Below are 23947 nucleotides of genomic sequence, written 5' to 3'. Positions count from 1 at the left end.
GCGGTGGTGGCGAGCGAGGTGCGCAAGCTGGCCGAGCGCGCGCAAGGGGCGGCGGTGGAGATCGGGACGCTGTCGTCGGGCACGCTCGACACGGCGGCCGGGGCGGGCCGCAAGATGGCCGAGCTTTTGCCGGCGATCCAGCAGACCACGGAGCTGGTGGCCGAGATCTCGGCGGCGTGCCGCGAGCAGTCGGTGGGCATCGAGCAGATCAACCAGGCCGTGGTGCAGCTCGACCAGGTGACGCAGGCCAACGCCGGCGCCGCCACCGAGATGACCGCCACCGCCGAAGCCCTGTCGGGCGAGGCCAGCAGCCTCAACCAGCGAACCGCCTTCTTTCAACTGGAGGCCCGCTCGTCCCTCGACACGGCACCCGCTCCGGCACAGTCGAGCGATGTGCGCAGCCTGCAGGCGAGAGCCCTAGCGTTCTCCGGCACTCAGCCACGAGAGGGCGTGCCGAACCGCTCCTCCGACGAAGGCATCGATCTCAAACTGGACCAGGATGCGGACTTCGTGCGCCGAACCGGTTGAGCTACTTCCCCATCGGGATCGCGGTGCCGCCGGCCGAAACAATAGCCGGCGGCGCTATACAATGACCCATCCGATCTGCGAGCGGCGATGTCCCGTCCAGCCACCGACTCCCTTCCCGACGACGAGCCGGGGCGACTGCGAACCCTCGCTGGCTACCGCATCCTGGCGTCGGAGCCGGAAGAGGCGTTCGACCTGCTCGTGCGGCATGCGAAGCATGTGTTCGATGTTCCAATCGTCGCGATCTCGTTCGTCGCGGCCGATCATCAGTTCTTCAAGGCCCGGGTTGGTCTGGATGTCTGCTCGACGGATCGGGATGGCTCGTTCTGCACGCATGCCATCCGGAAGGAGGATGTGCTGGTGGTCCCCGATGCGTCGGCGGATCCTCGGTTTCGCAACTCGCCATGGGTGATAGGTGAGCCGGGCATCCGGTTCTACGCCGGAGCCCCGCTCGTTGCCGAAGACGGGCATGCGATCGGCAGCTTCTGCATCAAGGATACGCGCTCGCGTCACGATTTCGGACCTGCGCAACAAGCGATGCTGCGTGATCTCGCTGCGATGGCCATGGAGCGTCTCGAAGCGCGTCGGGCCGCGATCGCGGCCGATAGCAGCCGGCGTCGCTTCGATGCCGTGGCCGGTGCGTCGGCAGATGCGATCGTCTGTGCGGATGGCGCGAACCGCGTTCTGACCTGGAACACGGCCGCCGAGCGCATGTTCGGATATCCCGCCGAGATGGCGATCAGCCGGTCGTTGTCGATGATCGTGCCGCCCCGAATGCGAGCCATGCACGAAGCGGGATTTGCCGCCGCGATCCGTGGCGAGCCGACGCGGCTGATCGGTTCGCTCGTGACCGTATCGGCATGCCGTCGCGACGGGACGGAGTTTCCGATTGAACTCTCGTTGTCCCATTGGACCGAAGCCGGAGAGCACCGGTTCGGTGCCATCATCCGGGACATCACGGACCGGGTCGAAGCGGAGACCCGCCTGCAACGCGAGGCAAGCTTCGATCCGTTGACCGGCTTGGCGAACAGGCGCGCTCTCGAGAAGCACATCGCGTCAATCGCCGGGCGTCAGGCCGCCTGCGCCGTCCTGCTCTTCGATCTGGATGGCTTCAAGGAAGTCAACGACAGCCTCGGTCACGCGGCCGGCGATGCGGTGCTGCGCGTTGTCGCCGGACGTCTGGAGGCGCTTGCGACACCGCAGTGTCTGACAGCTCGGCTCGGCGGCGACGAGTTCGTGGCCGTGCTTGAGGATTGCGCCGATCCGCTGGCGGCCGCGGCTTTGGGCAATGCTGTGATCCGGGAGATCGAGCAACCGATCGAGGTCGGCGAGCGCGGCGTCTACATCGGCGCCAGTTGTGGTGTCGCGCTTGGCGCAGGCGGGCGGTGGGACGTCGAGCGGCTGATGGCGGATGCCGATCTAGCGCTCTATCGAGCCAAGAGCGAGGGCAAGCAGGCAGTGCGTCTGTTCACGCCGGATCTGCGGCCGCTGGAGCGCTCGCGCGTGTCCCTGACATCGAGCGTTCGGCAGGCTTGGGAGCGGGGCGAATTCGAACTCTACTATCAGCCGCAGGTCCGGCTGGCTGACGGTGCCGTCGTGGGAGCGGAGGCATTGATCCGCTGGAACCACCCCGAACGCGGCGTCCTGTCTCCGGCAGCCTTCCTGTCGACCATCGAGGAGGGCTTGCTCGCGGTACCCGTGTCAGAATGGATCTTGCGCACAGCCTGCGCGCAGGCTGCCTTATGGCAACCGGGCGGCGGCGAGCGCTTCCGCATGGGCGTCAACCTCTTCGCGGCTCAGTTTCGAGCCAGCGGCCTCTCGTCGACGGTTCAGACCGCCTTGCGGGACTTCGGACTAGCGCCGGAGGCGCTCGAACTGGAGATCACGGAGAACACGATCCTGCGCAACGAGGGCCGGATCGCCGCGATTCTCGAAGACCTGCGCCGCCTTGGCGTGGGGATCGCCTTCGACGACTATGGAACGGGATATGCCTCGCTGACGATGCTCAGGGAGTTCCCGGTCTCGCGCCTCAAGATCGATCGCTCCTTCGTCAGCGACCTGTCCAACCAGAGATCGGCCATGGCGGTGATTGAAGCCGTCGCGCGCCTTGCGGAGGGCTTCGAACTCGAGGTGATCGCAGAAGGGATCGAGACGCCGGCGCAGGCGGAGTTCGTTCGACGTCACTGTCCGGAAGGTCAAGGCTATCTGTTCGGACGGCCGGTACCAGCGGCGGAATTCGAGGCGCGCTTCCTGGTCGCGAACGAACCGCTGGTGGCTGCGTCGCATCGGACACCGCGTTAGAGCGCCCGCAAACCGAGGCAATAAGCAAGCCCTATAATGTCGTGGATTCCGCTTTCGTCCCGGCCTATGCTCCGTCACGAAAGCTTCGCAACGCATGTCGGGAAGCGCAGGAATAGGTCGCTCCCAGATGGCATCGCGCTCGCATTTGATTGACTGGCCTGACACGGCCAAGCCCAGCTTCGCTTCCTGGGCACTAGGGTTTCTACTGATTCTGGTGGCCGCGCCGCTTTTCGGCGAGACGCTCCTCGTCGTTTGGCCGTCCGTGTTTCGGGAGAACGGACTGATCGAAACCCCGCAGATGGCGCTTCTCGGCCTTTCGGCGATCCTGTTCGCCCACGCCCTGGTTCGCTCGTCGGGGGCGCGAGCCGTCTTCAGCGCCGTCCTGATCCTGGCTTGCCTGCTGGCCTTGCAACGCGAGATCCCGGCCTGTGAGAGTGCCTTCTACGAGGGCGGCATCTGCGCGACGCGCCCGGCTAAGGCCGTCTTCGCGGTGGGTGCTGGAACGATCTGTGCGCTTGTGTTGCTGCTTAAGCATGCGCCGTGGCGTCGTGTCGTCGATCTCGGCAACATCCTGTGGGTCTGGCCCGTCGCTCTTGCGGCGGTGCTTCTGGGACTGGCGGAACTCGCTGAGCACCGCATTCTCGTCGAGATCGAGGAAACGCTCGAACTCGGCGCCTACCTCTACCTCGCGCTCTTTGCGACCGGCATGGCCTTCAGGTCGCCAGACGTAGCCATCCGCGACGTCCGATCGGTCCGGCGCGTGGCAGCGGCACCGCGTAGCCGCGACGCGAACAAGCCCGGAACCCTGCCCGAAACCACCGGTTGATCCCGCGAGACGGACGGCAGACCATCGAGCGCCACACGGCCTTTCGCGCCTGATGGCGCTAGGCCCAGGACGCCGTCCGTCGGACCCAATCTGGCAGACGGAGTAGGCCGATGAAAGCGCTGACCTGGCACGGCAAGGGCGACATGCGATGCGAGACGGTCCCCGATCCCAAGATCGAGGATGACCGCGATGTCGTCATCAAGGTCACGGCCTGCGCGATCTGCGGTTCCGACCTCCACCTCTACGGCGGCTACATGCCGACCATGAAGAGCGGCGATATCGTCGGTCACGAGACCATGGGCGAGGTCGTGGAGGTGGGCCGGGGCGCCAGCCGCCTGAAGGTCGGTGATCGCGTCGTTGTTCCGTTCACGATCTGCTGCGGCGAGTGCCGTCAATGCCGCTGGGGCAACTGGAGCTGCTGCGAGCGCACCAATCCCAACGGCCGTATGCAGGCGGAACAGTTCGGCTACCCCCTGGCCGGTCTTTTCGGCTACTCGCACATCACCGGCGGCTTCGCCGGCGGACAGGCCGAGTACCTGCGTGTTCCCCACGCCGACGTCGGGCCGCTCGTCGTACCGCCGGGCCTGTCGGACGAGCAGGTCCTCTTCCTTTCCGACATCTTCCCGACCGCCTACATGGCCGCCGAAAACTGCGACCTGAAGGGCGGCGAGACGGTGGCCATCTGGGGCTGCGGTCCGGTCGGCGTCCTGGCCGTGAAATGCGCCCTGATGCTGGGAGCCGAGCGCGTGATCGCGATCGACAGCGTGCCTGAGCGCCTGGCGCTGGCCCGGCAGGCCGGCGCGGAGACGATCGACTTCGGCGACGAGAATATCCAGGACCGCCTGATGGAGATGACGGCCGGCCAGGGGCCGGACGCCGTGATCGAGGCGGTCGGCATGGAGTCGCACGGTGCCGACACGCTGGCGCAGAAGGTCTCGTCGGCGGTGATGTCGGCGACCGTTTCCATGGAACGGCCGTTCGCCTTCAACCAGGCGGTCATCGCCTGCCGTCCCGGCGGTGTCGTGTCGATGCCCGGCGTCTATGCGGGTCCGGTCGGACCGGTCATGATGGGGGTTCTCATGAACAAGGGTCTGACGTTGAAGACCGGTCAGACCCACATGTTGCGCTACATGAAGCCGTTGCTCGAGCGCATCGAGCGCGGCGAGATCGACCCCTCGTTCATCATCAGCCATCGCTCGACCAGCCTGGAAGACGGCCCGGAACTCTACAAGCTGTTCCAGGAGAAGAAGGACAACTGCACCAAGGTCGTGATCCGACCGCACGGCTGACGCATCGCTCCGCCTCCGGCGTTCAGGCCGGGGGCGGCGCGCTGGATCCGGCAACGCGCAGCTGGTTGGGCAGGACGACGTGCCGCTCCGTCGGCCCGTTGCCGTCCAGGAAGGCGAGAAGTTGCCGTGCCGCGGTTTCGCCGATCAGGAATCGCGGCTGGCACACCGTCGTCAACGCCGGCTCGCAATAGTCCGCGAACTCGATCCCGTCGAATCCGACGATCGATACGTCCTGGGGCACACGCCGCCCTGCCGCTCGTAGAGCCTTCATGAAGCTGATGGCCGCCTCGTCCGAGCAGGCGACGACGCCCGTCGGGGCGGGGTCGAGGGCCAGAAAGGCGGCGGCCGCCTCTTCGCCGCCTTCGAAGGTGAACTGTCCCTGCAACTTCTCGAGCGTGATGCCGGGCTCCGTCTGGCCGCTCATGAAACGCTTGAGCGCGTTCCAGCGGGTCTCGGCGTTGAAGTTGCCGTCCGGGCCGGCGAGGTGCGCCAAACGGCGGTGACCGAGTTCGATCAAGTGGTGCAGGGCCGCGACGATCGCCTCGCCCTCGTCCGTCAGAACGCTGTAGCCGCGTTGGTCGATCGGAGCACAGGCGCTGACGATCGGGATCGCGGCCTCCAAAATTGAGCGATCGTCGATGCGCGGCAAAATGCCCGACAGGACGATCACGCCGTCGATATGACCGGAAAAAACCAGCTCCGCCAGTTGGCGTTCACGCGCGCCGTCCTCATCGAGATTGCCCATGATCGCCGAGTAGCCGGCCGCCGCCAGCGTCACATCGATGCCGCGCAGAACCTCGGCGAAGAAGGGCGGGTTGGCACGCTTCGGCACGACGATCAACACGGTGCGCGTTCGGCCTCGACGCAGGCTGCGGGCGGCGGCGTTCGGGACATAGCCGAGCTCGCGGATGGCCTGCAGCACACGGGCGCGCGTCGGCCCACGCACGCTGTCGGGCTGCGCCAAGGCGCGCGAGACGGTCGCCGTCGAAACGCCGGCAACGCGCGCGACATCGGTGATCGTGACCGCGCTCCCGGTCCGGACGGGATCCCTCGCCGCCTCCGCTGCCGAACCGCTCACAGTTGTGTTCCCCCCTTGCCAACCGCGTTCGGTCCAGTCTAGCCTGAGATTGTAATCGATTACAAATGAGCTCGTCACGAGCCGCCGGATCGAAACGCTGGGAGACAGACGATCATGACATTGCGGACGACGTGCGCCCTTGCGGGCGTAGCCCTTCTGGCCATCACGGCCTTTGGTCCCGCCCGAGCCCAGTCGCCGGAGCGCGCCGAGGTCATGCACTGGTGGACGTCCGGCGGCGAGGCCGCGGCCGTCAAGGTGTTCGCGGACCGGTTCAAGGCCGGTGGCGGCGAGTGGGTCGATTCGGCCGTGGCCGGTGGCGAAGCCGCCCGCGCCGCCGCGATCAACCGCATCATCGGCGGCAATCCGCCGGCCTCCTCTCAGTTCAACACCGGCCGTCAGTTCGACGACCTCGTGGGACAGGACCTCCTGGCCGACATGTCCAGCGTCGCGACGGAAGGCAACTGGACGTCGGTCATGCCGGAGGCGATCGTCAACGCCGCCTCGCGCGATGGCAAGTTCTATGCGGTGCCGGTGAACATCCACGGTCAGAACTGGATGTTCTACAACGCCGCCACGTTCCAGAAGGCCGGCATCACCGAAGCGCCCACGACGTTTGACGCGCTCTTTGCCGCCCTCGACAAGCTCAAGGCTGCCGGCGTCACGCCCATGGCCTGGGGCGGTCAAGCCTGGCAGGAGACGCTGGTCTTTGACGCCTTCCTGCTCGGCCACGTGGGCAAGGACAACTTCATCAAGATCTTCCGCGACCACGACACGGCGCTCGTCAACTCGCCCGAGTTCAAGAAGTCGGTCGAGGACTTCGCGAAGCTGCGCAACTATGTCGACGCGGGCGCGCCGGGCCGCAACTGGAACGACGCCACGGCGATGGTGATCACGGGCAAGGCCGGCGTCCAGATCATGGGCGATTGGGCCAAGGGCGACTTCATCAACGCCAAGATGACGCCCGGCCAGGATGCGGGCTGCGCGCTCGTTCCGGGCGACGCAGGCTACGTCATGGGCGGCGACGTGTTCGTCTTCCCGAAGAACGGATCTGATACGCCGACGACGCCCCAGGCGCTCCTGGCCAAGACCATGCTGGATCCCGAAACGCAGATTGAGTTCAACAACGTGAAGGGCTCGATCCCCGTCCGCACGGATGTCGACACCTCGAAGATGGACGCCTGCGCCCAGAAGGGCGTGTCCGAGGTGCGCGATCCCGCCAAGCAGGTTCCGGCCGCGACCTACATGATCTCGGCCGACACGACCGGCCAGTTGCAGGACGCGATCACGAACTTCTTCTCCAACCCCTCGGCGAGTGCGGACGACTTCGTCGCGACCTACGCGGACATCATCGGCTCCGCCGACTGACGGTTCGCCTCGGAGGTCCGTTCGCGACCTCCACAGCCGTTCCGATGTCCGCCGTCCGGCGGCGGCCCTCCCCCGCCGCCGGATCGTTTCCCGCTCGCGTTGGAGGTCCCTCGTGACACAGAGACGCAAGATCGCCTGGGCCCCGCGCCTTGCGCTGATCCCCGCCCTTCTCGTGGTCGTCTTCGCCTATCTCGGCACGATGGCCTGGACCGTCTGGATCTCGCTGACCAGCTCGAGGCTTCTGCCCGTCAACAACTTCGTGGGCGCGGACCAGTACGCCCGGCTGTTCAACGACGCCCGCTGGCTTGTGTCGCTGCAGAACATCGCGACGTTCGGCGTGCTCTTCGTCGGCATATGCCTGGTGCTCGGCTTTCTTCTGGCGGTCGCCCTCGACCAGCGCATTCGCGCCGAGGACGGGCTGCGCACAATCTTCCTTTATCCCTATTCCATGAGCTTCATCGTCACCGGCCTCATCTGGCAGTGGATGATGAACCCGACGCTCGGCATTCAGAAGTCGGTGCGCGACCTCGGATGGACGAGCTTCTCGTTCGACTGGAGCGTTCAGCGGGACATGGCGATCTACGCGGTCGTCATCGCCGGCGTCTGGCAGGCGTCCGGCCTCGTCATGGCGCTGATGCTCGCGGGTCTGCGCGGGGTCGACCAGGAACTCTGGAAGGCCGCCCGCGTCGACGGCGTACCCGCCTGGCGGTTCTACCTTTCGATCGTCCTGCCGCTTCTCAAGCCGATGATCGTGACGTCCGTCGTGCTGCTCTCGATCGCGGTGGTGAAGGTTTACGATCTCGTGATCGCGCTGACCAACGGCGGTCCCGGCACGGCGACGTCGATGCCCGCGACCTTCGTCATGGACTACCTGTTCAGCCGCCAGAACATCGGTCTTGCGACGGCGGCTTCCAGCGTCATGCTCGTGACCGTGCTCTGCGTCCTGGTGCCTTGGCTCTACGTCGAGTACTTTCGCAAGGATCGTGCGGGGGCCCACGCATGAGCGTCGTCACCTCGTCCCCCGCCCTTCCCGTCGCCGGTCGGGCCTTTCCGGCGACGGCTCGTGGACCGAAGCCACGCCATCTGACAGCGGGTCGGGTCGGGCTCTACGCCTTTCTGGCGATCGCGGCCCTCTTCTTCCTCCTGCCGTTGTACATCATGCTGATGACGTCGCTGAAGACGATGGACGAGATCCGCGTCTCATCGATCTTCGCATGGCCCGCCGACCTGACCTTCGAGGCCTGGCGTGCCGCCTGGTCGACCGCCTGCACGGGTCTCGCCTGCAACGGCATCCAGACCGGCTTCCTGAACTCGATGCAGATCCTCGTGCCGAGCGTCCTGATCTCGATCGCGGTGGGGTCGGTGACGGGCTACGCCCTCTCGCTCTGGCGTCCGAAGGGCGCGAACCTTCTGTTCGCGGTCCTGCTGCTCGGCGCCTTCATCCCCTATCAGGTCTTCATCTACCCGTTAGTGCGCATGTTCTCGACTGTCGGCCTCTATGGCTCGCTGCCGGGCATCGTCCTGATCCACACGACCTTCGGGCTTCCGGTGATGACGCTGCTCTTCCGCAACTACTACGGGAGCCTGCCGTCGGAACTGTTCAAGGCGGCGCGCGTGGATGGTGCGGGCTTCTGGCAGATCTTCTTCCGCGTCCTCCTGCCCATGTCGACGCCGATCCTGGTCGTCGCCGCGATCCTGCAGGTCACTGGCATCTGGAACGACTTCATCCTGGGACTGGTCTTCGCGGGACGCGAGAACCTTCCGATGACGGTTCAGCTCAACAACATCGTCAATTCGACCCAGGGCGAGCGCCTCTACAACGTCAACATGGCGGCCACCATCCTCACGGCGCTGGTGCCGCTCGTCGTCTACTTCGTGTCCGGCCGCTGGTTCGTGCGGGGCATCGCAGCCGGGAGCGTCAAGGGATGAACGCGATGACGCAGCTAAAAGCGGCGGAGGCTCGCGAGAGCGCGGTCGAGGTCAAGGATCTCGGCATCCAGTACGGCTCGCTCGATGTCATGAAGAGCATGGACCTTGCGATCGCGCGAGGCGAGTTCCTGGTCCTGCTCGGACCGTCGGGCTGCGGCAAGTCCACGCTCCTGAATGCGATCGCGGGTCTACTCGACGTGTCCGAGGGCGAGATCTGGATCTCGGGTCGCAACGTGACCTGGGCGGAGCCGGCCGAGCGGGGCATCGGAATGGTGTTCCAGTCCTACGCGCTATATCCACGCATGACGGTGGCCGAGAATCTGTCCTTCGGCCTCCGCATGACGAAGACGCCGAAGGCGGAGATCGAGCGACGCGTGGCGGCGGCGGCCAAGCTCCTGCAACTCGAACCGCTCCTGAAGCGCCGACCGGGCGAGTTGTCCGGCGGGCAGCGTCAGCGCGTCGCCATCGGACGCGCCTTGGTTCGCGAGGTCGACGTCTTCCTGTTCGACGAGCCGCTCTCGAACCTCGACGCCAAGCTGCGCGCCGAACTGCGGGTCGAGATCAAGAAGCTCCACCAGGAGCTCGGCAACACGATGATCTACGTCACGCACGATCAGATCGAGGCGATGACCCTGGCCGATCGGATCGCCGTCATGCGCGGCGGCGTCATCCAGCAGCTCGATGCCCCGGCCGAGGTTTATGCGCGTCCGCGGAACCTCTTCGTTGCCGGCTTCATCGGATCGCCGGCCATGAACTTCATCGAAGGGCAGATCATTGCCGGTGCCGGCGCACCGGTCTTCGAGGCGGCCGGCGTTCGCGTTCCCCTGGAGCGCTACGGCTTCCAGTCGGCTGCATCCGCCCGGTCGGCAACGCTCGGTGTTCGACCCGAGCACGTCTCGATCCGGCCCGGCGAATACGCCTTCGAGGCCGAAGCACCTGTCGAGGTCGTGGAGCCGATGGGCGCCGACACGCTCGTCTGGACGCGGTTTGCCGACCGCGCGTTCTCGATCCGGACCGATGGCGAGCGACGCTTCCAGGTCGGCGAGACGATCCGCTTCTCCTTCGATCCCGCCCGCGCCTCGCTGTTCGATACGGCCAGCGGCGAGCGGCTCTGACATCTCCAACCGGACATCGCCCATGAACTCGATGCAGCTTTACTCGGCGCGCAACTTCCCGCCGCTCGCCGATCAACTCTCGACGCTCGCCTCGCTCGGCTATAAGGCCGTCGAGCCGTTCGGCGGCCTCTACGAGGACCTCGACGCCTTGGCCGGGGGCGTGCAAGCGAACGGCTTCTCGGTGCCGAGCGGCCACTTCTCGGTCGATCTCCTGGAAAACCGGTTCGACCGCACGCTCGAGATCGTCCGGCGCCTCAACATCGGACTGGTCGTGGTACCCTACCTTCTGCCCGCCGACCGCCCGAACGATGCGGACGGTTGGCGCGCCTTCGCCCAGCGCCTCGCGGCCATGGCGGACCGCGTCTCGGCGGAGGGGTTGCGCTTCGCCTGGCACAACCACGACTTCGAGATGCGCGCGCTGGACGACGGTTCCCGTCCGATCGAGCACATCCTGGAGGCGTCCGGGACCATCGCCTGGGAAGCGGACGCGGCCTGGATCGTGCGCGGCGGCGAAGATCCCGTGCGCTGGATCGAGCGCTACAACGGGCGCATCGACGCCCTGCACGTCAAGGACATAGCGCCCGCGGGTGAGAAGACGGACGAGGACGGCTGGGCGGATGTCGGCACCGGCACGATGGACTGGCCAGCGATCTGGCGAGCCGCCAAGGCTGCCGGCTGCGACCTAATGGTGGCCGAGCATGACAATCCGTCCGACTTCCGCCGCTTCGCAGAGACGAGCCTGCGCGCGATGAACGGCTTCGAGGGGAACTGAACCATGGTCCAGCGTATCGGCCTCGTCGGCTGCGGCGTCATATCCGACATCTACCTCACCAACGCCGCGCTCTTCCGCGACATCCAGTTCACGGCGGTCGCCGACGCCCGGCCGGAAGCCGCGGAGGCGCGCGCCCAGACCTACGGCCTGAAGGCTCTCTCGCTCGACGAGCTCTACGAGAGCCCGGATGTCGACATCGTCCTGAACCTCACGAACCCGGATGCCCACGCCGAGGTGTCGCTGCGGGCGCTCCGCGCCGGCAAGCACGTCTACGGCGAGAAGCCGCTGGCGACGACGCTGGAGGACGGCGAGGCGATCATGCGCCTGGCCGACGAGAAGGGCCTTCGCGTCGGCACGGCGCCGGATACGGTACTGGGTGCCGGCACTCAGACCGCCCGGCGCCTGATGGAGGACGGCACGGTCGGCCGCACGCTTTCGGGCGTCGCCACGATCATGTCGCGCGGAATGGAGCACTGGCACCCGGCGCCGGCCTTCTACTTCAAGCCGGGCGGCGGCCCGGTTCTCGACATGGGCCCCTACTACCTCTCGGCCCTGGTCACGCTGCTCGGACCCATCGACCAGGTCATCGCGATGGGCCAGATCGGCTTGCCCGAACGAACCGTGACGGCAGAAGGACCCAATGTCGGACAGGTCATTCCGGTGACGACGCCGACCACGTTCCACGCTCTTCTCGGCTTCCGGTCCGGCGCGCAGGTGACGCTTCTCGCCAGCTTCGACGTCTGGAAGCACGGCATGACGCCGATCGAGCTTTACGGCACCGGAGCGTCGATCCGCGTGCCCGATCCGAACTTCTTCGGAGGCACGATCGAGATCGCCGACAACCGGGAGACGTGGAACCCCGTCGAGGCAGGAGACGAGCGGATGATGGTCCTCAATTATCCGCCCGCCGCTCCGCGCTATGCCAACTACCGCGGTCTCGGTTTGGCGGAGATGGCGGCCGCCATCGAGGCGGGACGCCCGCACCGCGCGAGCGGCGAACTCGGCCTGCACGTTCTCGAGGCGATGCTCGGCATTCTGCGGTCGGCGGAAACCGGAGAGGTGGTCCGCCTTCGGCACGATTGCCGGCAGCCGGCGGCGTTCACGCCGGACGAACGCCGGGCCTTGCTTTCGGACGGCGAACGGAGCGCACGCCGCACCGCGGCTTGATAGGCCCAGGCGAGCCCGTTCAAGCGCGAAGGGCGACTACGTCGTCGTCCGTCTCGCGAAGCGACTCGACCCGGTTCCGTCCCGCGTTCTTCGCGCGATACAGAGCCTGATCGGCACGGGCGATCAGATCGGCCGGCGTCATGCCGGCCGGCGCGTCCATCAGGTCCTGGGTCGCGACGCCGATCGATACCGTCACGACGCCGTGTCCCTTGTTGCCGGCGTGACGCATCTGGAGAGCCTGCACGCTGGCTCGCAGGTGGTTGGCGACGAGCACCGCGACACTTGGTGTCACGTCGATCAGAAGGAGCGCGAACTCCTCGCCGCCATAACGAGCGAGATGTCCGATCGTCTCGAACGTACCCTGCTGCAACGTGATCGCCACGCGGCGAAGGCAGGCGTCTCCGGAAAGATGGCCGTAGGTGTCGTTGAAGGCCTTGAACTGGTCGACATCGAGCAGGAGCATCGACAGCGACGTCCCGTTCGCTGCGGCGTTCGCCCACTCTCGTGCAACGGCCTCGTCGAAGGCGCGGCGGTTGGGAAGACCGGTCAACGCGTCGGTTCGCGCCTGCAGCGTCATCTTCTCGCGCGTGTCGAAGTTCGATGCGAGGTGCCGGTCGAGTTGTCGACTGACCACGAGAACGCACACGATCAGAAGCGCGAGCGCCGCAAACGACGCGAGCGTCGTCGCGCTCCAGCCTGCCAGCGCGCCGACGTCCAGAGCCACGAAGACCTTGAGCGCGGCATTGGGAACGCGCTCGAAGGCGCGCACGCGATCGATCCCGTCGATCGGAGACGGGCCCGACGTCAGCCCCGACGGCAGGCTCAAGGATGGGCGGAAGGCTTCCGTATCGGCGAAGGTGCGCCCGATCCGATCATCGACCATCGGGAACCGCGACAGGAGAACGCCATCGGCGCGATACAATGCGATCCCCGAACGACCCGTCACGTCGTAGTTGTTGTAGACGCTGGATAGGTAGTCGCTGCGCAGCGTCAGCACGACGATGCCCATGGGCCGCCTGGCAGCGTCCTGCCAGGTCTCCATGACTGGAATCAGCCAGTCCTGACCGGTGCGAGACCGAAACGGCATTCCGATCTGGTCGACCTTCGATGCGATCGCCGGAAACGGGCGAAACCACTCCAGTTGGGGCGCACGGGCGCATTCCTCGCCCGAAGCCAGCACGAGGCGGCCGGTCCGATCGAACGCACAGATGCTCTCGACGGCATCGAGACGCCGCAGGCGATCGCGCCAGATGCTTTCGGCCCCGGGAGCGTCGAGTTCGCCGCGCATGATCTGGCCTGCCGACTGGATCATGTCGAACTGGAGCATATCGACGAGGTTCGTCAGATCGGCCGCGTGTCGCGAGAGCGCTCGCGCCATCAGGACGGCTTCGTGTTCCACCCGCTCACGGGCCGCCCGCATGTCCGCGAAATGAAACCAGAAGCTGACCGCAAGAAGCGTGATGCAGAGCAACGATACGACGACGCGGAACCAGAGCCGCATGGCCCGGTCTTCCCCTCCCGCAGTCGTATCCCCTACCGACATCGACATCCCCTCTCCCGAGAAGAGTCATTGCATGGTGGACCTTAAGGTCTGGTTTTCAGCAACCCCGCGTTGGTATTCCTGCATCAGCCGAAGCGCGCGGGATGCCCTCTCGACGCGGTTTATCTGTCGCGGTCCAGCTCGATGCGCGGGTCGATGCCCTTGATGTCCTGGAACGCCAGTCCGACGAGGCCGGCCATGGCGGCGTGGGCACGGTCCGGATCGCCCGCCACAATCGCTGCGTGAACCGCCCGGTGTTCGGGGATGGGGTCCCGGGGCATGTGGCCGTCTCGCGCCTTGAGAAGGGTCGTCCACCGGACCGCCGCCGAGATGCCGCTGGCAAGGGTGCCAAGGGCACCGTTACCGGTGGCTTCCAGGATCGTCGCGTGGAACAACCGGTCGGCGACACGCCCGGCCTCGACCGCCAGTCCGTGACTTTCCATGTCCTGCAACGCTGCTTCCAACACCGCCAGATGCGATGCGGTTCGGCGGGCTGCGGCGAGCGCGGCCGCCGAGGGCTCGACGATCTGGCGTAGCTCGAACAGCTCACGCACGAAACTGGGATCCACCGGGTCGTTCTCGAAGATCCAACGCAGCACGTCGGGATCGAGGAAATTCCAGCTGGCACGCGGATTGACGCGCGTTCCCGCCTTCGGCCGACTGCTGACGAAGCCCTTGGCCGAGAGGATGCGAACCGCCTCGCGGTAAGCGGTCCGCGAAACCTTGAGTTGTTCGCTGAACTGAACCTCGTTCGCCAACAGATCGCCCGGGCGATAGCGCCCCGATAGAATCGCGGTTCCGATATCCTGCGCGATGGATCCGTGCAGGCGCAGCGTGCGGTTTCGGACCGCTGGCATAGGCGTCACGGCGGCGAAGGGCAGTGGCTGGTCTCCATGGCGCTCGTGCTGAGTCGTAAATTCACCCTATTCTAGCATGGATGGCGCCCAGCACGGAAAGCGCGCGACATCATGCGGCTGCCGACCAATGCCCCGGTGCCACCTCGCGCAGTTGAACGGCGTTCGGGCGCGTTCCGCGCGCGTGCACGAGGTCGGGATGAGCCTCGTTCATAGGCGCGAACGCGCGCCGTCGACGGGTCGGATCGGGTACGGGAACGGCCTCGATCAGCCGGCGCGTGTAGGGATGATGGGGTGATCCGAAAACCTGGTCGCGCGAGCCGGTCTCCACGATCTGCCCGCCGTACATGACGGCGACGCGATCCGAGATGTTCTCCACGACCGCCATGTCGTGTGAGATGAAGAGGTAGCTCACGCCCCGCTCCGCCTGCAGTTCCTGGAGCAGGTCGAGGACACGGCGTTGAACCGAGACGTCGAGGGCCGAAACGCTTTCGTCGGCGATGATCAGCTTGGGACCGAGCGAGAGAGCGCGGGCGATCGACAGGCGCTGCCGCTGGCCGCCCGAGAACTCGTGCGGATAGCGCCCCATCTGGTCGGGAGAGAGACCGACGCGCTCGAACAGCGAGGCGACCCGCTCGCGCCGCTCTGCGGTTGTTTCGATCCGATGGATCACGAGCGGTTCGCCGACGAGATCGCCTGCCGTCATACGCGGGTCGAGCGAAGCGTAGGGATCCTGGAAGACCATCTGAACGTCGCGCCGCATCGCTTTTCGCCCGGCGCGATCGAGCTCGCCGGCGTTGCGTCCGGCGACCACGATATCGCCTTCAAAGGGAACCAGCCCCGCAAGCGCCTTCGCGGTGGTCGACTTGCCGCAACCCGACTCGCCGACCAGCGACAGCGTTTCACCCGGTGCGATGCGGAAGGAAATGCCGCCGACCGCATGCAGGTCCGCGACGGGCCGCCCGAACCAGTTGGAGGCGGTGGGAAAGCGAACGCGAAGGTCCGATACGGCCACGACCGGTTCGTCCCGTTCGGTCACCGCAGGCACCGTCTGGCGGCGTGCAGCGCCCTCGCCGATACGCGGAACGGCGGCGAGGAGTTCGCGGGCGTAGGCGCTCGCCGGCGCCCGGAAGAGGCGCTGTGTCGGCGCGCCTTCCACGGCCTCGCCGTGCCGCATCAGGACGACGCGGTCCGACATCTCGGCGACGACGCCCATGTCGTGGGTGATGAGGATGACGGCCGTGCCGGTCTCGCGTTGCAGGTCTCGCAGAAGCGAGAGGACCTGAGCCTGGACCGTGACGTCGAGCGCCGTGGTCGGCTCGTCGGCGATCAGAAGGTCGGGCCGCAGCGCCAGCGCTATCGCGATCATGACGCGCTGGCGCTGGCCGCCCGACATCTCGTGGGCGTAGCGGTCGAGCCTCGCGGCAGCCTGTGGCATGCGGACCGCCTCCAGCGCCTCCACTGCCAGCCGGCGCGCTTCGCCGGCGGACACGGAGCGGTGGGCACGGATCGCCTCCGTGAGCTGGCGCCCGATCGTCAGCACAGGGTTCAGCGAGGTCATCGGCTCCTGAAAGATCATAGCGATGCGGTCGCCGCGAACCGCGCGCATCTCCCCCTCACCGAGCCGCGTCAGCTCACGCCCGCCGAGGCGAATGGAGCCGCTCGCGATCCGCGCGGTCGGGCGCGGCAGGAGACCCATGATCGCGAGCGAGGTCATGGACTTGCCCGACCCCGACTCCCCCGCGATGCACAGGGTTTCGCCGTGCGCGACCGTGAACGAAAGATCGCGCACGACGGCCCGGCGACCGTACGGCGTGCCGACATCGACGGTGAGGTTCTCGACCTCGAGGACGGTGTGCCGGCTTTCAGGCACCCCGACCGCCGCCTCCAACGCGGCCGTCGCCGTCATTCCAGAACGACCCGCGGGAAGTAGAACGAGACCACCCAGTTCGGCATGTCGACGATCTCGCTGATGCGCAGGTCGCCGCAGGTCGAGACCAGCATGTAGGCGTCGACCGGGTTCATGTTGTAGCGGCCTGCCAGGAGCTCCACCATGTCAGCAACCGCCTGGCGTGCGCCGGTCATGAGGTCCGGCCCGACGCCGGTTGTCACCTCGTAGCCCTTGGCGTCGAGATGCCGTGTCACGGGCCCGGCCGTCGTGAAGCGCGGCATCTTGAGGTTCGCGCCCTTCACCAGGTCGAGCTTCAGCGTCACGTTCATCGGGCTCTCGATGGCCGTGCCGCAGACCTCGCCGTCGCCCTGCGCGGCGTGGGTGTCGCCGACCGAGAAGAGCGCACCCGCCACCTCGATCGGTAGGTAGAGAACCGTGCCAGCCGACAGGTCGCGGATATCGAGATTACCGCCGACGCGACGCGGCGGCACCACGGAGTGATGGCCCGGCTCGGCCGGCGCTACGCCGATCGTGCCGGCGAAGGGCTTCAGCGGCACGCGACCGTGCGAGCCGAAGGCGGACGGCTCCAGCGTCTTCGGATCGTAGCGCCAGAGCGTCAGCGCCGGGTCGGTGAACTGATCCGCCAGAAGACCGAAGCCCGGAATGTTCGCCGTCCAGCCGAAGCCGGACGGCTCGAAGCTGTCGATTGTCACCTTGAGTGCGTCGCCCGGCTCGGCGCCGTCGACGAAGATCGGCCCGGTCACCGGGTTGATCTTGCCGAAGTCGAGTGTCGAGACATCCGCGACGGTGGAGGCGGCCGTCAGCTGGCCGCCCGAGGAGTCATGGCACTCGAAGAAGACCGTCGAGCCCGGCGCGACGTGCTGGGCCGGCGGAAACGTGTTGTCCCAGCCGTAGTGGAACGAGCGACCGTGTATCGTGTAGTCGCACTTACCGCACATCGGAGACGCTCACGTTGTCGTAGTTCACGGGGATCGTGACGGGATCCACGAAGAGCTTGTCCTCACCCACCATGCGCGGCGACTTCATCGTGTAGCGCTGCTCGTTGAAGACCGGCACCCAGGGCGCGTCCTCCATGATCTTCGTGTAGATCGCGCCCCAGGCCTTGTAGCGGTCGGCGGCCTTGGCCGGATCCACGATCGCATCGGCCTCCGCCGCCAGCTTGTCGAGCTCGGGGTTGCAGTACCAGCTCCAGTTCCAGCCGCCCTGCACCGCGCCGGCGCAGCCGAGGATCGGTCCGTAGAAGTTGGACGGATCGGGGAAGTCGGCGATCCAGCCCATGCCACCCGACCAGATCATCGCCGCGCCGGTCTCGGTGCCGCCGGCCTCGATGACGTTGGCCTGCGCGAGGCTCTGGATCGATGCCTTGATGCCGATCGCCGCCAGATCCTGCTGGATGGCTTGCGCGATGCGGGGCTGCGGGTCGGTGTTCATGACGAAGAGTTCGGTCTCGAACCCGTCGGCGTGGCCGGCCTCGGCCAGCAGTGCCTTGGCGGCCGCCACGTCGTACTTGTAGCCCTCGTACCCCTCGACATAGCCAGGCATCGAGGGCGGCAGCGGCTGGTTGGCGGGCTTGGCGCGGCCGTTGATGATCTGGACGATGCGGTCCTTGTTGATCGCCATGTTGACGGCGCGGCGCACGCGAACGTCATCGAAGGGCGCCATCTTCACGTTCATGGTGATGTAGCCGGTGTGAAGCTGCCCACCTTCGACCACTTCCTTGGCGGTCTCGGGATTGCCCATCACCTCCTGGAATTTGGCCGGCGGAATGCCGTCACCCGGAATGTCGATCTCGCCCTGCTGAAGGCGCAGCAGAGCCACGATCGGCTCCTGCCCGATCTCGAAGGTGACGCCGTCGAGATGCGGCAGCCCCTGGCGCCAGTAGTCCGGGTTGCGCTCGAAGACGACGCGCTGGCCAGGCGTCCATTCGGCTAGCTTGAAGGCGCCGGTGCCGACCGGCTGCCGCCCGAAGTCGCCACCGGCCGCATCCACCGCCTCCTTCGGCACGACCGAGGCGAAGTTCAGCGCCATCACGTGCAGGAAGGTCGCGTCGGGCCGGGACAGCTCGATGCGGATGGTGCGCGGGTCGGGAATGGTGACGCCCGTCAGTTCCTTCGCCTCGCCCTTCGACACCGCCTCGTAGCCCATGATCGAGCCGAAGAAGCCGGCGCCCGGCGACTGCGTCTCCGGGTTGGTGACGCGGTCGAGCGAGTACTTCACGTCCTCGGCCGTCATCGCGCGGCCATTGTGGAACTTGACGCCCTCGCGCAGTCGGAAGGTGAAAACCTTGCCGTCCGGCGAAATCTCGTAGGACTCGGCGAGACCCGGCACGAGGTTGGTCGTGCCCGGCTCGTAGTCCATCAGCCCGTCGAAGAGCGACTTGATCATCGACCAGTTCTGCCAGTCGTAGCCGATGGCCGGGTCGAGGGTCGCGACGTCGTCCTTGTAGGTGACGGTGATCGTGCCGCCGTTGGTGGGCGCCGCGTCCTGCGCCAGGGCCGGCGCGGCACCGAGGCCGGCGAGAAGGGCGACCGCGGCCGCCGTCTGCTTCCAGTTGCGCGTCATGGGTCTCGGTCTCCGTGGGTTCGAACGCATCAACGCAGCTTGATGCGCGGGTCGATGAAGGGGGCGATCAGGTCGGCAACGAGGTTGCCGAGAACGATGGCGAGGGCGGATACGAGCGTGACACCCATGATGATGGGGATGTCGACCCGCTGGATCGCCTGCCAGGCCAGCTGGCCGATGCCTGGCCAGCCGAAGACGCTCTCGACCACGACGATGCCGCCCATGAAGACGCCGATGTCGATGCCGATCATCGCGACGATCGGCAGGATCGCGTTGGGCAGGGCGTGGCGGAACAGGATCGTCGCGCGCGGCAGACCCTTGGCGCGAGCGGTGCGGATGTAGTCCTGCCGCAGCACCTCGATCATCGAGGACCGCATCATCCGCGAGTACCAGCCGGCACCCAGGATGCCGAGAGTCAACGCCGGAAGGACGAGGTGCGCCGGCGTGCCATAGCCCGAGATGGGCAGCCAGCGCAGTTGCACGCCGAAGACGTAGAGAAGCAGAAGCCCGACCACGAATTGCGGCGCCGACACGCCGACGAAGGAGCCGAGCATCAGTGCACGATCGGCCGCGCCGCCCCGACGCACGGCCGCAAACATGCCCATCGTCAGACCGATCAGAAGCTCGGCCGCGATACCGGCCGCCATGAGAAGGAGGCTGGCCGGTAGGCGCGATCCAATCAGCGAGGCGACGTCGGTGCGCTGCAGGTAGGAGCGGCCGAGATCGCCCTGCAGGAGTCCGGCGAGATAGCGACCGTACTGGACGAGGAAGGGCTGATCCAAGCCGAGCTGCGCGCGGATGTTGGCGACTGTCTGAGCCGTGGCCGAGCGCCCGGCGATCTGGCGCACGGGATCCGCAGGCAGGATGTAGAGAAGCGCAAAGGTGATGGCCGAGACGCCGAGAAGGATCAGCGCAGCCTGGACCAGCCGACGCAGGACGTAGAGCAGCATCAGTCGCGCCCCCGCTCGGTCGGGTCGAGCACGTCGCGTAGCGCGTCCCCCACGAGGTTGAAGGCAAGCGCCATGACGAGGATCGCCGCGCCGGGAAAGAACACCAGCCAGGGCGTGGCCTGGAAGTAGGTCTGGTTCTCGAAGATGATGTTGCCCCATGAGGGCTCGGGCGGCTGAACACCGACGCCGAGATACGAGAGCGTCGCTTCGAGAAGAACGGTCGTCGAGATGCCGAGCGTGCCCCAGACGATCACGGTCGACAGAAGATGCGGCAGGATGTGGCGCAGGAGGATGCGTGTCTCGCTCGCGCCGAGCGAACGCTCGGCCTGGATGAAGTCGCGCTCGGCCAGCGCCGTCGTTTCCGTGTAGATGACGCGCGCCACCTGAACCCAGTTCACGAGCGCGATCACGAGCGCGACGATCCAAAGGCTCGGTCGCAGGATCGCCGCGAGGCAGATCGCGAGAAGCAGGGCCGGAAAGGCCATCATCAGGTCGGTGAAGCGCATCAGGATCGTGCCGACCCAACCGCGCCGATATCCCGCGACGACCCCGACCAGCGTTCCGATCAGCAGAGCGGCACCATTGGCGACGACGCCGATCACGAGCGAGGTCCGCGCACCATAGAGGATGCGGCTGAGAAGATCGCGCCCCAAGAGGTCGGTCCCAAGCCAGTACGTGCCGTTGGGCGCAAGCGGTGCGCCTTCGACCGTCAGTCCGTCGAAGAACTGCTCGTTCGGGTCGAAGGGCGCGATCCAAGGCGCGAGCAGTGCTGCTCCGACGATCAGGACGATCAGGGCAAGACCGACCACCGCCAGCGGACGCGACAGAAGACGCCCGAGGGCATGGGTAGTTGGCGGGATGCCGACGCTCGGCACCGGCCGGCCGTCAACGGCGAGCGGCTCCATCGGCCTCTCCTCCCTTCACCTCGGCCGAACGTGCAGCACAAACGCGTCTTGCCGCTTCCTCTACGCCGACCCTCCAGGACATCGCGAGCGCGCGCAACCGACCGAAGGCCTCGCTTTCGCTGGCACCGGCCCCGGCCAGAATCAGGGCGGCGGCAACCACGACGCGACGCTCGGCGACCTGCGCACGCAAATCCTCGAGCTCGCGAGCAAGACGTCGTCGCGCTTCGAAGCCCTGCCGCGCGATCAGAAGCGCGGCATAGACACCGGACTGGCCGAGCGGTTTGGCGAGATGCGCATCGGCCCGGTGCGAAAGCGCCCACTCGATCCGGCCCGGCGCTTCGGAGCCGATCAGGGCGATGGTCGGCATCGGCGCCTCCCCTGCCTGCCAGGGAAACTGCGCGTCGAAGCCGAGGTCGACGTCGAAGAACAGGAAGTCCGCACCGAGCACGTCGGCGTTCGGTTCCGGCCAGCACTCGGTCACCTGCAGTCCGATCGCTGCGAGTTGCCGGGTCAATACGGCCAAGCTCGGGTGTGGTTTGTGCAGGACGACAGCGCGCGCGCCGCCCAGATGGGGAATGCGTTCGCGTCTCATGACACGATCCTGAGAGCAGGCCGACGAGAGGTCGCCCGTGGGTCATAGCGCGACAGATACGGATCGGGTGTGACCGCGGCCGGACTCTGCCAGACCGGCTCGAACCGCGCGCCCGCAGCGCGGCCGATTCGGACCGGTAGATCAAGGTGATGGGTCTGAGGATTGACAGCCACCTCGCCGAGCGATGTTGCAAAGCGCCGCGCGACGAACGTTGCGGCGACGGCCTCGGGAGCATGGCTTGCCGCCGTCCGCGCAGCGGATGCCAGCACCTGGACCGCGCTGGCGGCGCTCGCCATGAAGGCGGACCGAGCGCCGGACGACGGTGTGCCTTCAGTTTGGAAATAAGGTCCGGCGACAAGCACCCCATCGGCCATCCCGTTCAATGCGGCGATCTCGTCCTCCACGAGGTTGCAGGACAGGACGGGTCGGCAGGCCGGCGCGAATGACGCATCCGCGATACCAAGGCGGTGGTAGGCCTCCAGAAAGGCGTAGCTCGACGGACCGATCAGATTGTTGACGACGAAGGCTGGCCGGAGCGCGCGAATCTCCTCGATGATCCGCGTCACGTCGGTATAGCCCATCGGCAGATAGCGCTCGCCCAGGATGCGCCCGCCGGCGTCGCCCACGATCTCGCGGGCGATCCGGTTCACTTCCCACCCCCAGATATAGTTCGAGCCGACGAGGTAGGCATCGCTGCCGAAGCGTGGCATCGCATACGCAAGGAGCGGAACGATGTGCTGGTTGGGGCAGGCGCCGAGATAGACGATCCGCTCGTGCGCCTCGAAACCTTCGTAGGGCGGCGCATACCAGAGCATGGCGTCGTATCGCTCGAGCACCGGGATCACCTCCTTGCGGCTCCAGGACGTGATGCAACCGACGATATGACGAACAGGGCCGCGCAGAAGCTCGGCGCAAAGTGGGGCGTAGCGGTCCGTACGCCCTTCCGGATCAGCCTCGAAGACCTCGAACTCGACGCCGGCCGCCGGGTCGTGGTTCACCTCGGCGACCGCCGCCACCGCCCCGTCGCGCGCCTCGCGCGCAAGCCGCGCATAGTCGCCGCTCTGCGAGAACAGAAGCCCCAAGGGAATGCGCAAGCGCGTCATGCCGCTCCAACAAAAAACCCCGCGTCCCCATGGCGAATTGCCAAGCGGATCACGGGGCGCTGATGCCATCCGGCGAGGCCGGTATCTAACGAGAGGCTAGGGCTGGAATGGCAACGATGCAAGCCCTTTATGCGAGAACCAAGAATGCCTTGGATTTGTGCATGTTGCTGAATGAGGTCCGTGCAGCCGCCGTCAAAGCGGCTTAAGGCCCCGCTCAATCTCGACTCGCCGGTTCTCGAGAAATGGTGGCAAGGACAGCTCTTCGCCCAGCGTATCCAGCGGCTCGTCGGTGGCAAAACCCGGTCCGTCGGTCGCGATCTCGAACAGGATGCCGCCCGGCTCGCGGAAGTAGAGCGAGCGGAAGTAGAAGCGATCCACCGGACCGCTCTTGGGCAAGCGAACACCGTTCAGCCGGTCGGCCCAGGCGTCGTAGTCGGCATCGGGAATGCGGAAGGCGACGTGGTGAACCCCTCCCGCCCCCTGCCGGGCCGGCGGCGCATCAGGCTCGACGCGAACATGCAACTCAGCCGCGGGACCGCCTTCGCCCATCTCGTAGACCTGCGCTTCGGCTTTGTCCGCCGCGTAACGACGGACCGGCGTCATGCCGAGAACCTCCCGCAGAACGCGGTCCGTCGGACCGAGTTGGGGCACGCTGATCGTGATCGGCCCCAATCCTCTGATCTGCTCGCCAGCCGGAACGGGGCTTCGGCTCCAGGGATGCGCATCCCCTCGCCCACCGTCGTCGACCAACGCGAGCCGTTGGCCTTCGAAATCCTCGAAGCGCAGCGTCGCGCGCCCATCGATCTCGCGAATGTCGTCTGGCTGATACCCGGCCTGCACGAGGCGCTCGCGCCAAGACGCCAGCGCCGCGTCGCCCGAAACGCGCATGGCCGTCTCGACGATCGCGTGCGTGCCGCGTTCCTCACGCGGCACGGGCCAGTCGAAGAAGGTGAGGTCGCTGCCGGGGCTCGCGAGCCCGTCGGCGTAGAAGAGGTGATAGGCGGACACATCGTCCTGGTTCACCGTCTTCTTTACGAGGCGCATGCCCAGAACCTGCGTGTAGAAGCGATGATTACGTGGCGCATCGGCGGTCACGGCGGTCAGGTGGTGGATGCCGGTCAGCTCCATGCGACGCTCCTCGTTGGTTTCACTGTCTTGCGCC

Annotated in this window: 20 protein-coding genes and 1 pseudogene; 10 read left to right on the top strand and 11 right to left on the bottom strand. The window is 66.6% G+C overall.

What is annotated here, in order from left to right; all coding sequences use genetic code 11:
- The 4 genes and pseudogenes from BLQ76_RS02735 to BLQ76_RS02720 all read left to right on the top strand — a co-directional run.
- Positions 1 to 528 (top strand): annotated as a pseudogene (locus BLQ76_RS02735) (methyl-accepting chemotaxis protein); the annotation flags it as partial.
- Positions 529 to 615: 87 nt separating this feature from the next.
- Positions 616 to 2826, top strand: a complete 2211-nt coding sequence (locus BLQ76_RS02730) for a putative bifunctional diguanylate cyclase/phosphodiesterase (RefSeq protein ID WP_090668465.1) — start codon at positions 616 to 618, stop codon at positions 2824 to 2826.
- A gap of 214 nt (positions 2827 to 3040) precedes the next feature.
- Complete coding sequence (locus BLQ76_RS02725; protein WP_139183905.1) at positions 3041 to 3652, top strand: hypothetical protein; 612 nt, start codon at positions 3041 to 3043, stop codon at positions 3650 to 3652.
- Positions 3653 to 3762: 110 nt separating this feature from the next.
- Entirely contained in the window at positions 3763 to 4941 is a 1179-nt protein-coding gene (locus tag BLQ76_RS02720) for a zinc-dependent alcohol dehydrogenase (RefSeq protein ID WP_090668460.1), read from the top strand.
- A gap of 22 nt (positions 4942 to 4963) precedes the next feature.
- On the opposite strand, the gene BLQ76_RS21605 is transcribed toward BLQ76_RS02720, so the two are convergent.
- Positions 4964 to 6019: a LacI family DNA-binding transcriptional regulator gene (locus BLQ76_RS21605; RefSeq protein ID WP_170842438.1), complete on the bottom strand. Its 1056-nt coding sequence runs from the start codon at positions 6017 to 6019 to the stop codon at positions 4964 to 4966.
- 114 nt (positions 6020 to 6133) lie between these two features.
- On the opposite strand from BLQ76_RS21605, the gene BLQ76_RS02705 reads away from it, so the two are divergent.
- The 6 genes from BLQ76_RS02705 to BLQ76_RS02680 all read left to right on the top strand — a co-directional run bounded on the left by BLQ76_RS02705 (position 6134) and on the right by BLQ76_RS02680 (position 12367).
- On the top strand, positions 6134 to 7384 hold the full coding sequence (locus BLQ76_RS02705; RefSeq protein WP_090668454.1) for an ABC transporter substrate-binding protein: 1251 nt from the start codon (positions 6134 to 6136) through the stop codon (positions 7382 to 7384).
- Between the two features lie 112 nt (positions 7385 to 7496).
- The gene (locus tag BLQ76_RS02700; protein WP_210184133.1) at positions 7497 to 8387 is read left to right on the top strand and encodes a carbohydrate ABC transporter permease; all 891 of its coding nucleotides are present in this window, start codon (positions 7497 to 7499) and stop codon (positions 8385 to 8387) included.
- Positions 8384 to 9313 (top strand): carbohydrate ABC transporter permease, encoded by a 930-nt coding sequence (locus BLQ76_RS02695; protein WP_090668452.1) that lies wholly within the window; start codon positions 8384 to 8386, stop codon positions 9311 to 9313. Before BLQ76_RS02700 ends, BLQ76_RS02695 begins: the two co-directional genes overlap by 4 nt.
- Positions 9314 to 9318: 5 nt before the next feature.
- On the top strand, positions 9319 to 10428 hold the full coding sequence (locus BLQ76_RS02690; RefSeq protein WP_090669531.1) for an ABC transporter ATP-binding protein: 1110 nt from the start codon (positions 9319 to 9321) through the stop codon (positions 10426 to 10428).
- A gap of 22 nt (positions 10429 to 10450) precedes the next feature.
- Positions 10451 to 11200, top strand: a complete 750-nt coding sequence (locus BLQ76_RS02685; RefSeq protein ID WP_090668449.1) for a sugar phosphate isomerase/epimerase family protein — start codon at positions 10451 to 10453, stop codon at positions 11198 to 11200.
- Positions 11201 to 11203: 3 nt separating this feature from the next.
- A complete protein-coding gene (locus tag BLQ76_RS02680) occupies positions 11204 to 12367 on the top strand; it encodes a Gfo/Idh/MocA family protein (RefSeq protein WP_090668446.1) in 1164 nt (387 codons plus the stop codon).
- 19 nt (positions 12368 to 12386) lie between these two features.
- Here BLQ76_RS02680 and BLQ76_RS02675 read toward each other — a convergent pair whose 3' ends face one another.
- From BLQ76_RS02675 to BLQ76_RS02630, 10 genes are all read right to left on the bottom strand, one after another.
- On the bottom strand, positions 12387 to 13868 hold the full coding sequence (locus tag BLQ76_RS02675) for a GGDEF domain-containing protein (RefSeq protein WP_170842437.1): 1482 nt from the start codon (positions 13866 to 13868) through the stop codon (positions 12387 to 12389).
- 161 nt (positions 13869 to 14029) lie between these two features.
- Complete coding sequence (locus BLQ76_RS02670; protein ID WP_090668442.1) at positions 14030 to 14764, bottom strand: FadR/GntR family transcriptional regulator; 735 nt, start codon at positions 14762 to 14764, stop codon at positions 14030 to 14032.
- Positions 14765 to 14873: 109 nt separating this feature from the next.
- The gene (locus BLQ76_RS02665; RefSeq protein WP_090668439.1) at positions 14874 to 16670 is read right to left on the bottom strand and encodes an ABC transporter ATP-binding protein; all 1797 of its coding nucleotides are present in this window, start codon (positions 16668 to 16670) and stop codon (positions 14874 to 14876) included.
- Positions 16667 to 17611, bottom strand: a complete 945-nt coding sequence (locus BLQ76_RS02660; RefSeq protein ID WP_090668436.1) for an acetamidase/formamidase family protein — start codon at positions 17609 to 17611, stop codon at positions 16667 to 16669. The genes BLQ76_RS02665 and BLQ76_RS02660 overlap by 4 nt, the downstream gene beginning before the upstream one ends.
- The gene (locus BLQ76_RS02655; RefSeq protein WP_090668433.1) at positions 17601 to 19235 is read right to left on the bottom strand and encodes an ABC transporter substrate-binding protein; all 1635 of its coding nucleotides are present in this window, start codon (positions 19233 to 19235) and stop codon (positions 17601 to 17603) included. The genes BLQ76_RS02660 and BLQ76_RS02655 overlap by 11 nt, the downstream gene beginning before the upstream one ends.
- Positions 19236 to 19264: 29 nt before the next feature.
- Positions 19265 to 20185, bottom strand: a complete 921-nt coding sequence (locus BLQ76_RS02650) for an ABC transporter permease (protein ID WP_090668430.1) — start codon at positions 20183 to 20185, stop codon at positions 19265 to 19267.
- Positions 20185 to 21090, bottom strand: a complete 906-nt coding sequence (locus tag BLQ76_RS02645; RefSeq protein WP_090668427.1) for an ABC transporter permease — start codon at positions 21088 to 21090, stop codon at positions 20185 to 20187. The genes BLQ76_RS02650 and BLQ76_RS02645 overlap by 1 nt, the downstream gene beginning before the upstream one ends.
- Positions 21071 to 21682, bottom strand: coding sequence for an ANTAR domain-containing response regulator (locus BLQ76_RS02640; protein WP_090668424.1), 612 nt, complete (start codon positions 21680 to 21682; stop codon positions 21071 to 21073). Before BLQ76_RS02640 ends, BLQ76_RS02645 begins: the two co-directional genes overlap by 20 nt.
- Positions 21679 to 22785 (bottom strand): transporter substrate-binding protein, encoded by a 1107-nt coding sequence (locus BLQ76_RS02635; RefSeq protein ID WP_090668422.1) that lies wholly within the window; start codon positions 22783 to 22785, stop codon positions 21679 to 21681. Before BLQ76_RS02635 ends, BLQ76_RS02640 begins: the two co-directional genes overlap by 4 nt.
- Positions 22786 to 22977: 192 nt before the next feature.
- Complete coding sequence (locus BLQ76_RS02630; RefSeq protein WP_090668417.1) at positions 22978 to 23913, bottom strand: ring-cleaving dioxygenase; 936 nt, start codon at positions 23911 to 23913, stop codon at positions 22978 to 22980.
- Between the last annotated feature and the right edge of the window lie 34 nt (positions 23914 to 23947).

Origin of the sequence: Aureimonas jatrophae (genome assembly GCF_900104035.1) — a bacterium.
Classification (GTDB): Bacteria; Pseudomonadota; Alphaproteobacteria; order Rhizobiales; family Rhizobiaceae; genus Aureimonas; species Aureimonas jatrophae.
The sequence above is the reverse complement of the archived record's forward strand: the minus strand, read 5'-3'. Positions and strand labels throughout refer to the sequence as shown.

What these genes read in the sequence shown, in the direction of transcription:
- BLQ76_RS02730 (WP_090668465.1), top strand. Translation starts at nt 616, where the DNA reads ATGTCCCGTCCAGCCACCGACTCCCTTCCCGACGACGAGCCGGGGCGA.
- BLQ76_RS02720 (WP_090668460.1), top strand. Translation starts at nt 3,763, where the DNA reads ATGAAAGCGCTGACCTGGCACGGCAAGGGCGACATGCGATGCGAGACG.
- BLQ76_RS02705 (WP_090668454.1), top strand. Translation starts at nt 6,134, where the DNA reads ATGACATTGCGGACGACGTGCGCCCTTGCGGGCGTAGCCCTTCTGGCC.
- BLQ76_RS02695 (WP_090668452.1), top strand. Translation starts at nt 8,384, where the DNA reads ATGAGCGTCGTCACCTCGTCCCCCGCCCTTCCCGTCGCCGGTCGGGCC.
- BLQ76_RS02690 (WP_090669531.1), top strand. Translation starts at nt 9,319, where the DNA reads ATGACGCAGCTAAAAGCGGCGGAGGCTCGCGAGAGCGCGGTCGAGGTC.
- BLQ76_RS02685 (WP_090668449.1), top strand. Translation starts at nt 10,451, where the DNA reads ATGAACTCGATGCAGCTTTACTCGGCGCGCAACTTCCCGCCGCTCGCC.
- BLQ76_RS02680 (WP_090668446.1), top strand. Translation starts at nt 11,204, where the DNA reads ATGGTCCAGCGTATCGGCCTCGTCGGCTGCGGCGTCATATCCGACATC.
- BLQ76_RS02675 (WP_170842437.1), bottom strand. Translation starts at nt 13,868, where the DNA reads ATGCGGCTCTGGTTCCGCGTCGTCGTATCGTTGCTCTGCATCACGCTT.
- BLQ76_RS02670 (WP_090668442.1), bottom strand. Translation starts at nt 14,764, where the DNA reads ATGCCAGCGGTCCGAAACCGCACGCTGCGCCTGCACGGATCCATCGCG.
- BLQ76_RS02665 (WP_090668439.1), bottom strand. Translation starts at nt 16,670, where the DNA reads ATGACGGCGACGGCCGCGTTGGAGGCGGCGGTCGGGGTGCCTGAAAGC.
- BLQ76_RS02660 (WP_090668436.1), bottom strand. Translation starts at nt 17,611, where the DNA reads ATGTGCGGTAAGTGCGACTACACGATACACGGTCGCTCGTTCCACTAC.
- BLQ76_RS02655 (WP_090668433.1), bottom strand. Translation starts at nt 19,235, where the DNA reads ATGACGCGCAACTGGAAGCAGACGGCGGCCGCGGTCGCCCTTCTCGCC.
- BLQ76_RS02650 (WP_090668430.1), bottom strand. Translation starts at nt 20,185, where the DNA reads ATGCTGCTCTACGTCCTGCGTCGGCTGGTCCAGGCTGCGCTGATCCTT.
- BLQ76_RS02645 (WP_090668427.1), bottom strand. Translation starts at nt 21,090, where the DNA reads ATGGAGCCGCTCGCCGTTGACGGCCGGCCGGTGCCGAGCGTCGGCATC.
- BLQ76_RS02640 (WP_090668424.1), bottom strand. Translation starts at nt 21,682, where the DNA reads ATGAGACGCGAACGCATTCCCCATCTGGGCGGCGCGCGCGCTGTCGTC.
- BLQ76_RS02635 (WP_090668422.1), bottom strand. Translation starts at nt 22,785, where the DNA reads ATGACGCGCTTGCGCATTCCCTTGGGGCTTCTGTTCTCGCAGAGCGGC.
- BLQ76_RS02630 (WP_090668417.1), bottom strand. Translation starts at nt 23,913, where the DNA reads ATGGAGCTGACCGGCATCCACCACCTGACCGCCGTGACCGCCGATGCG.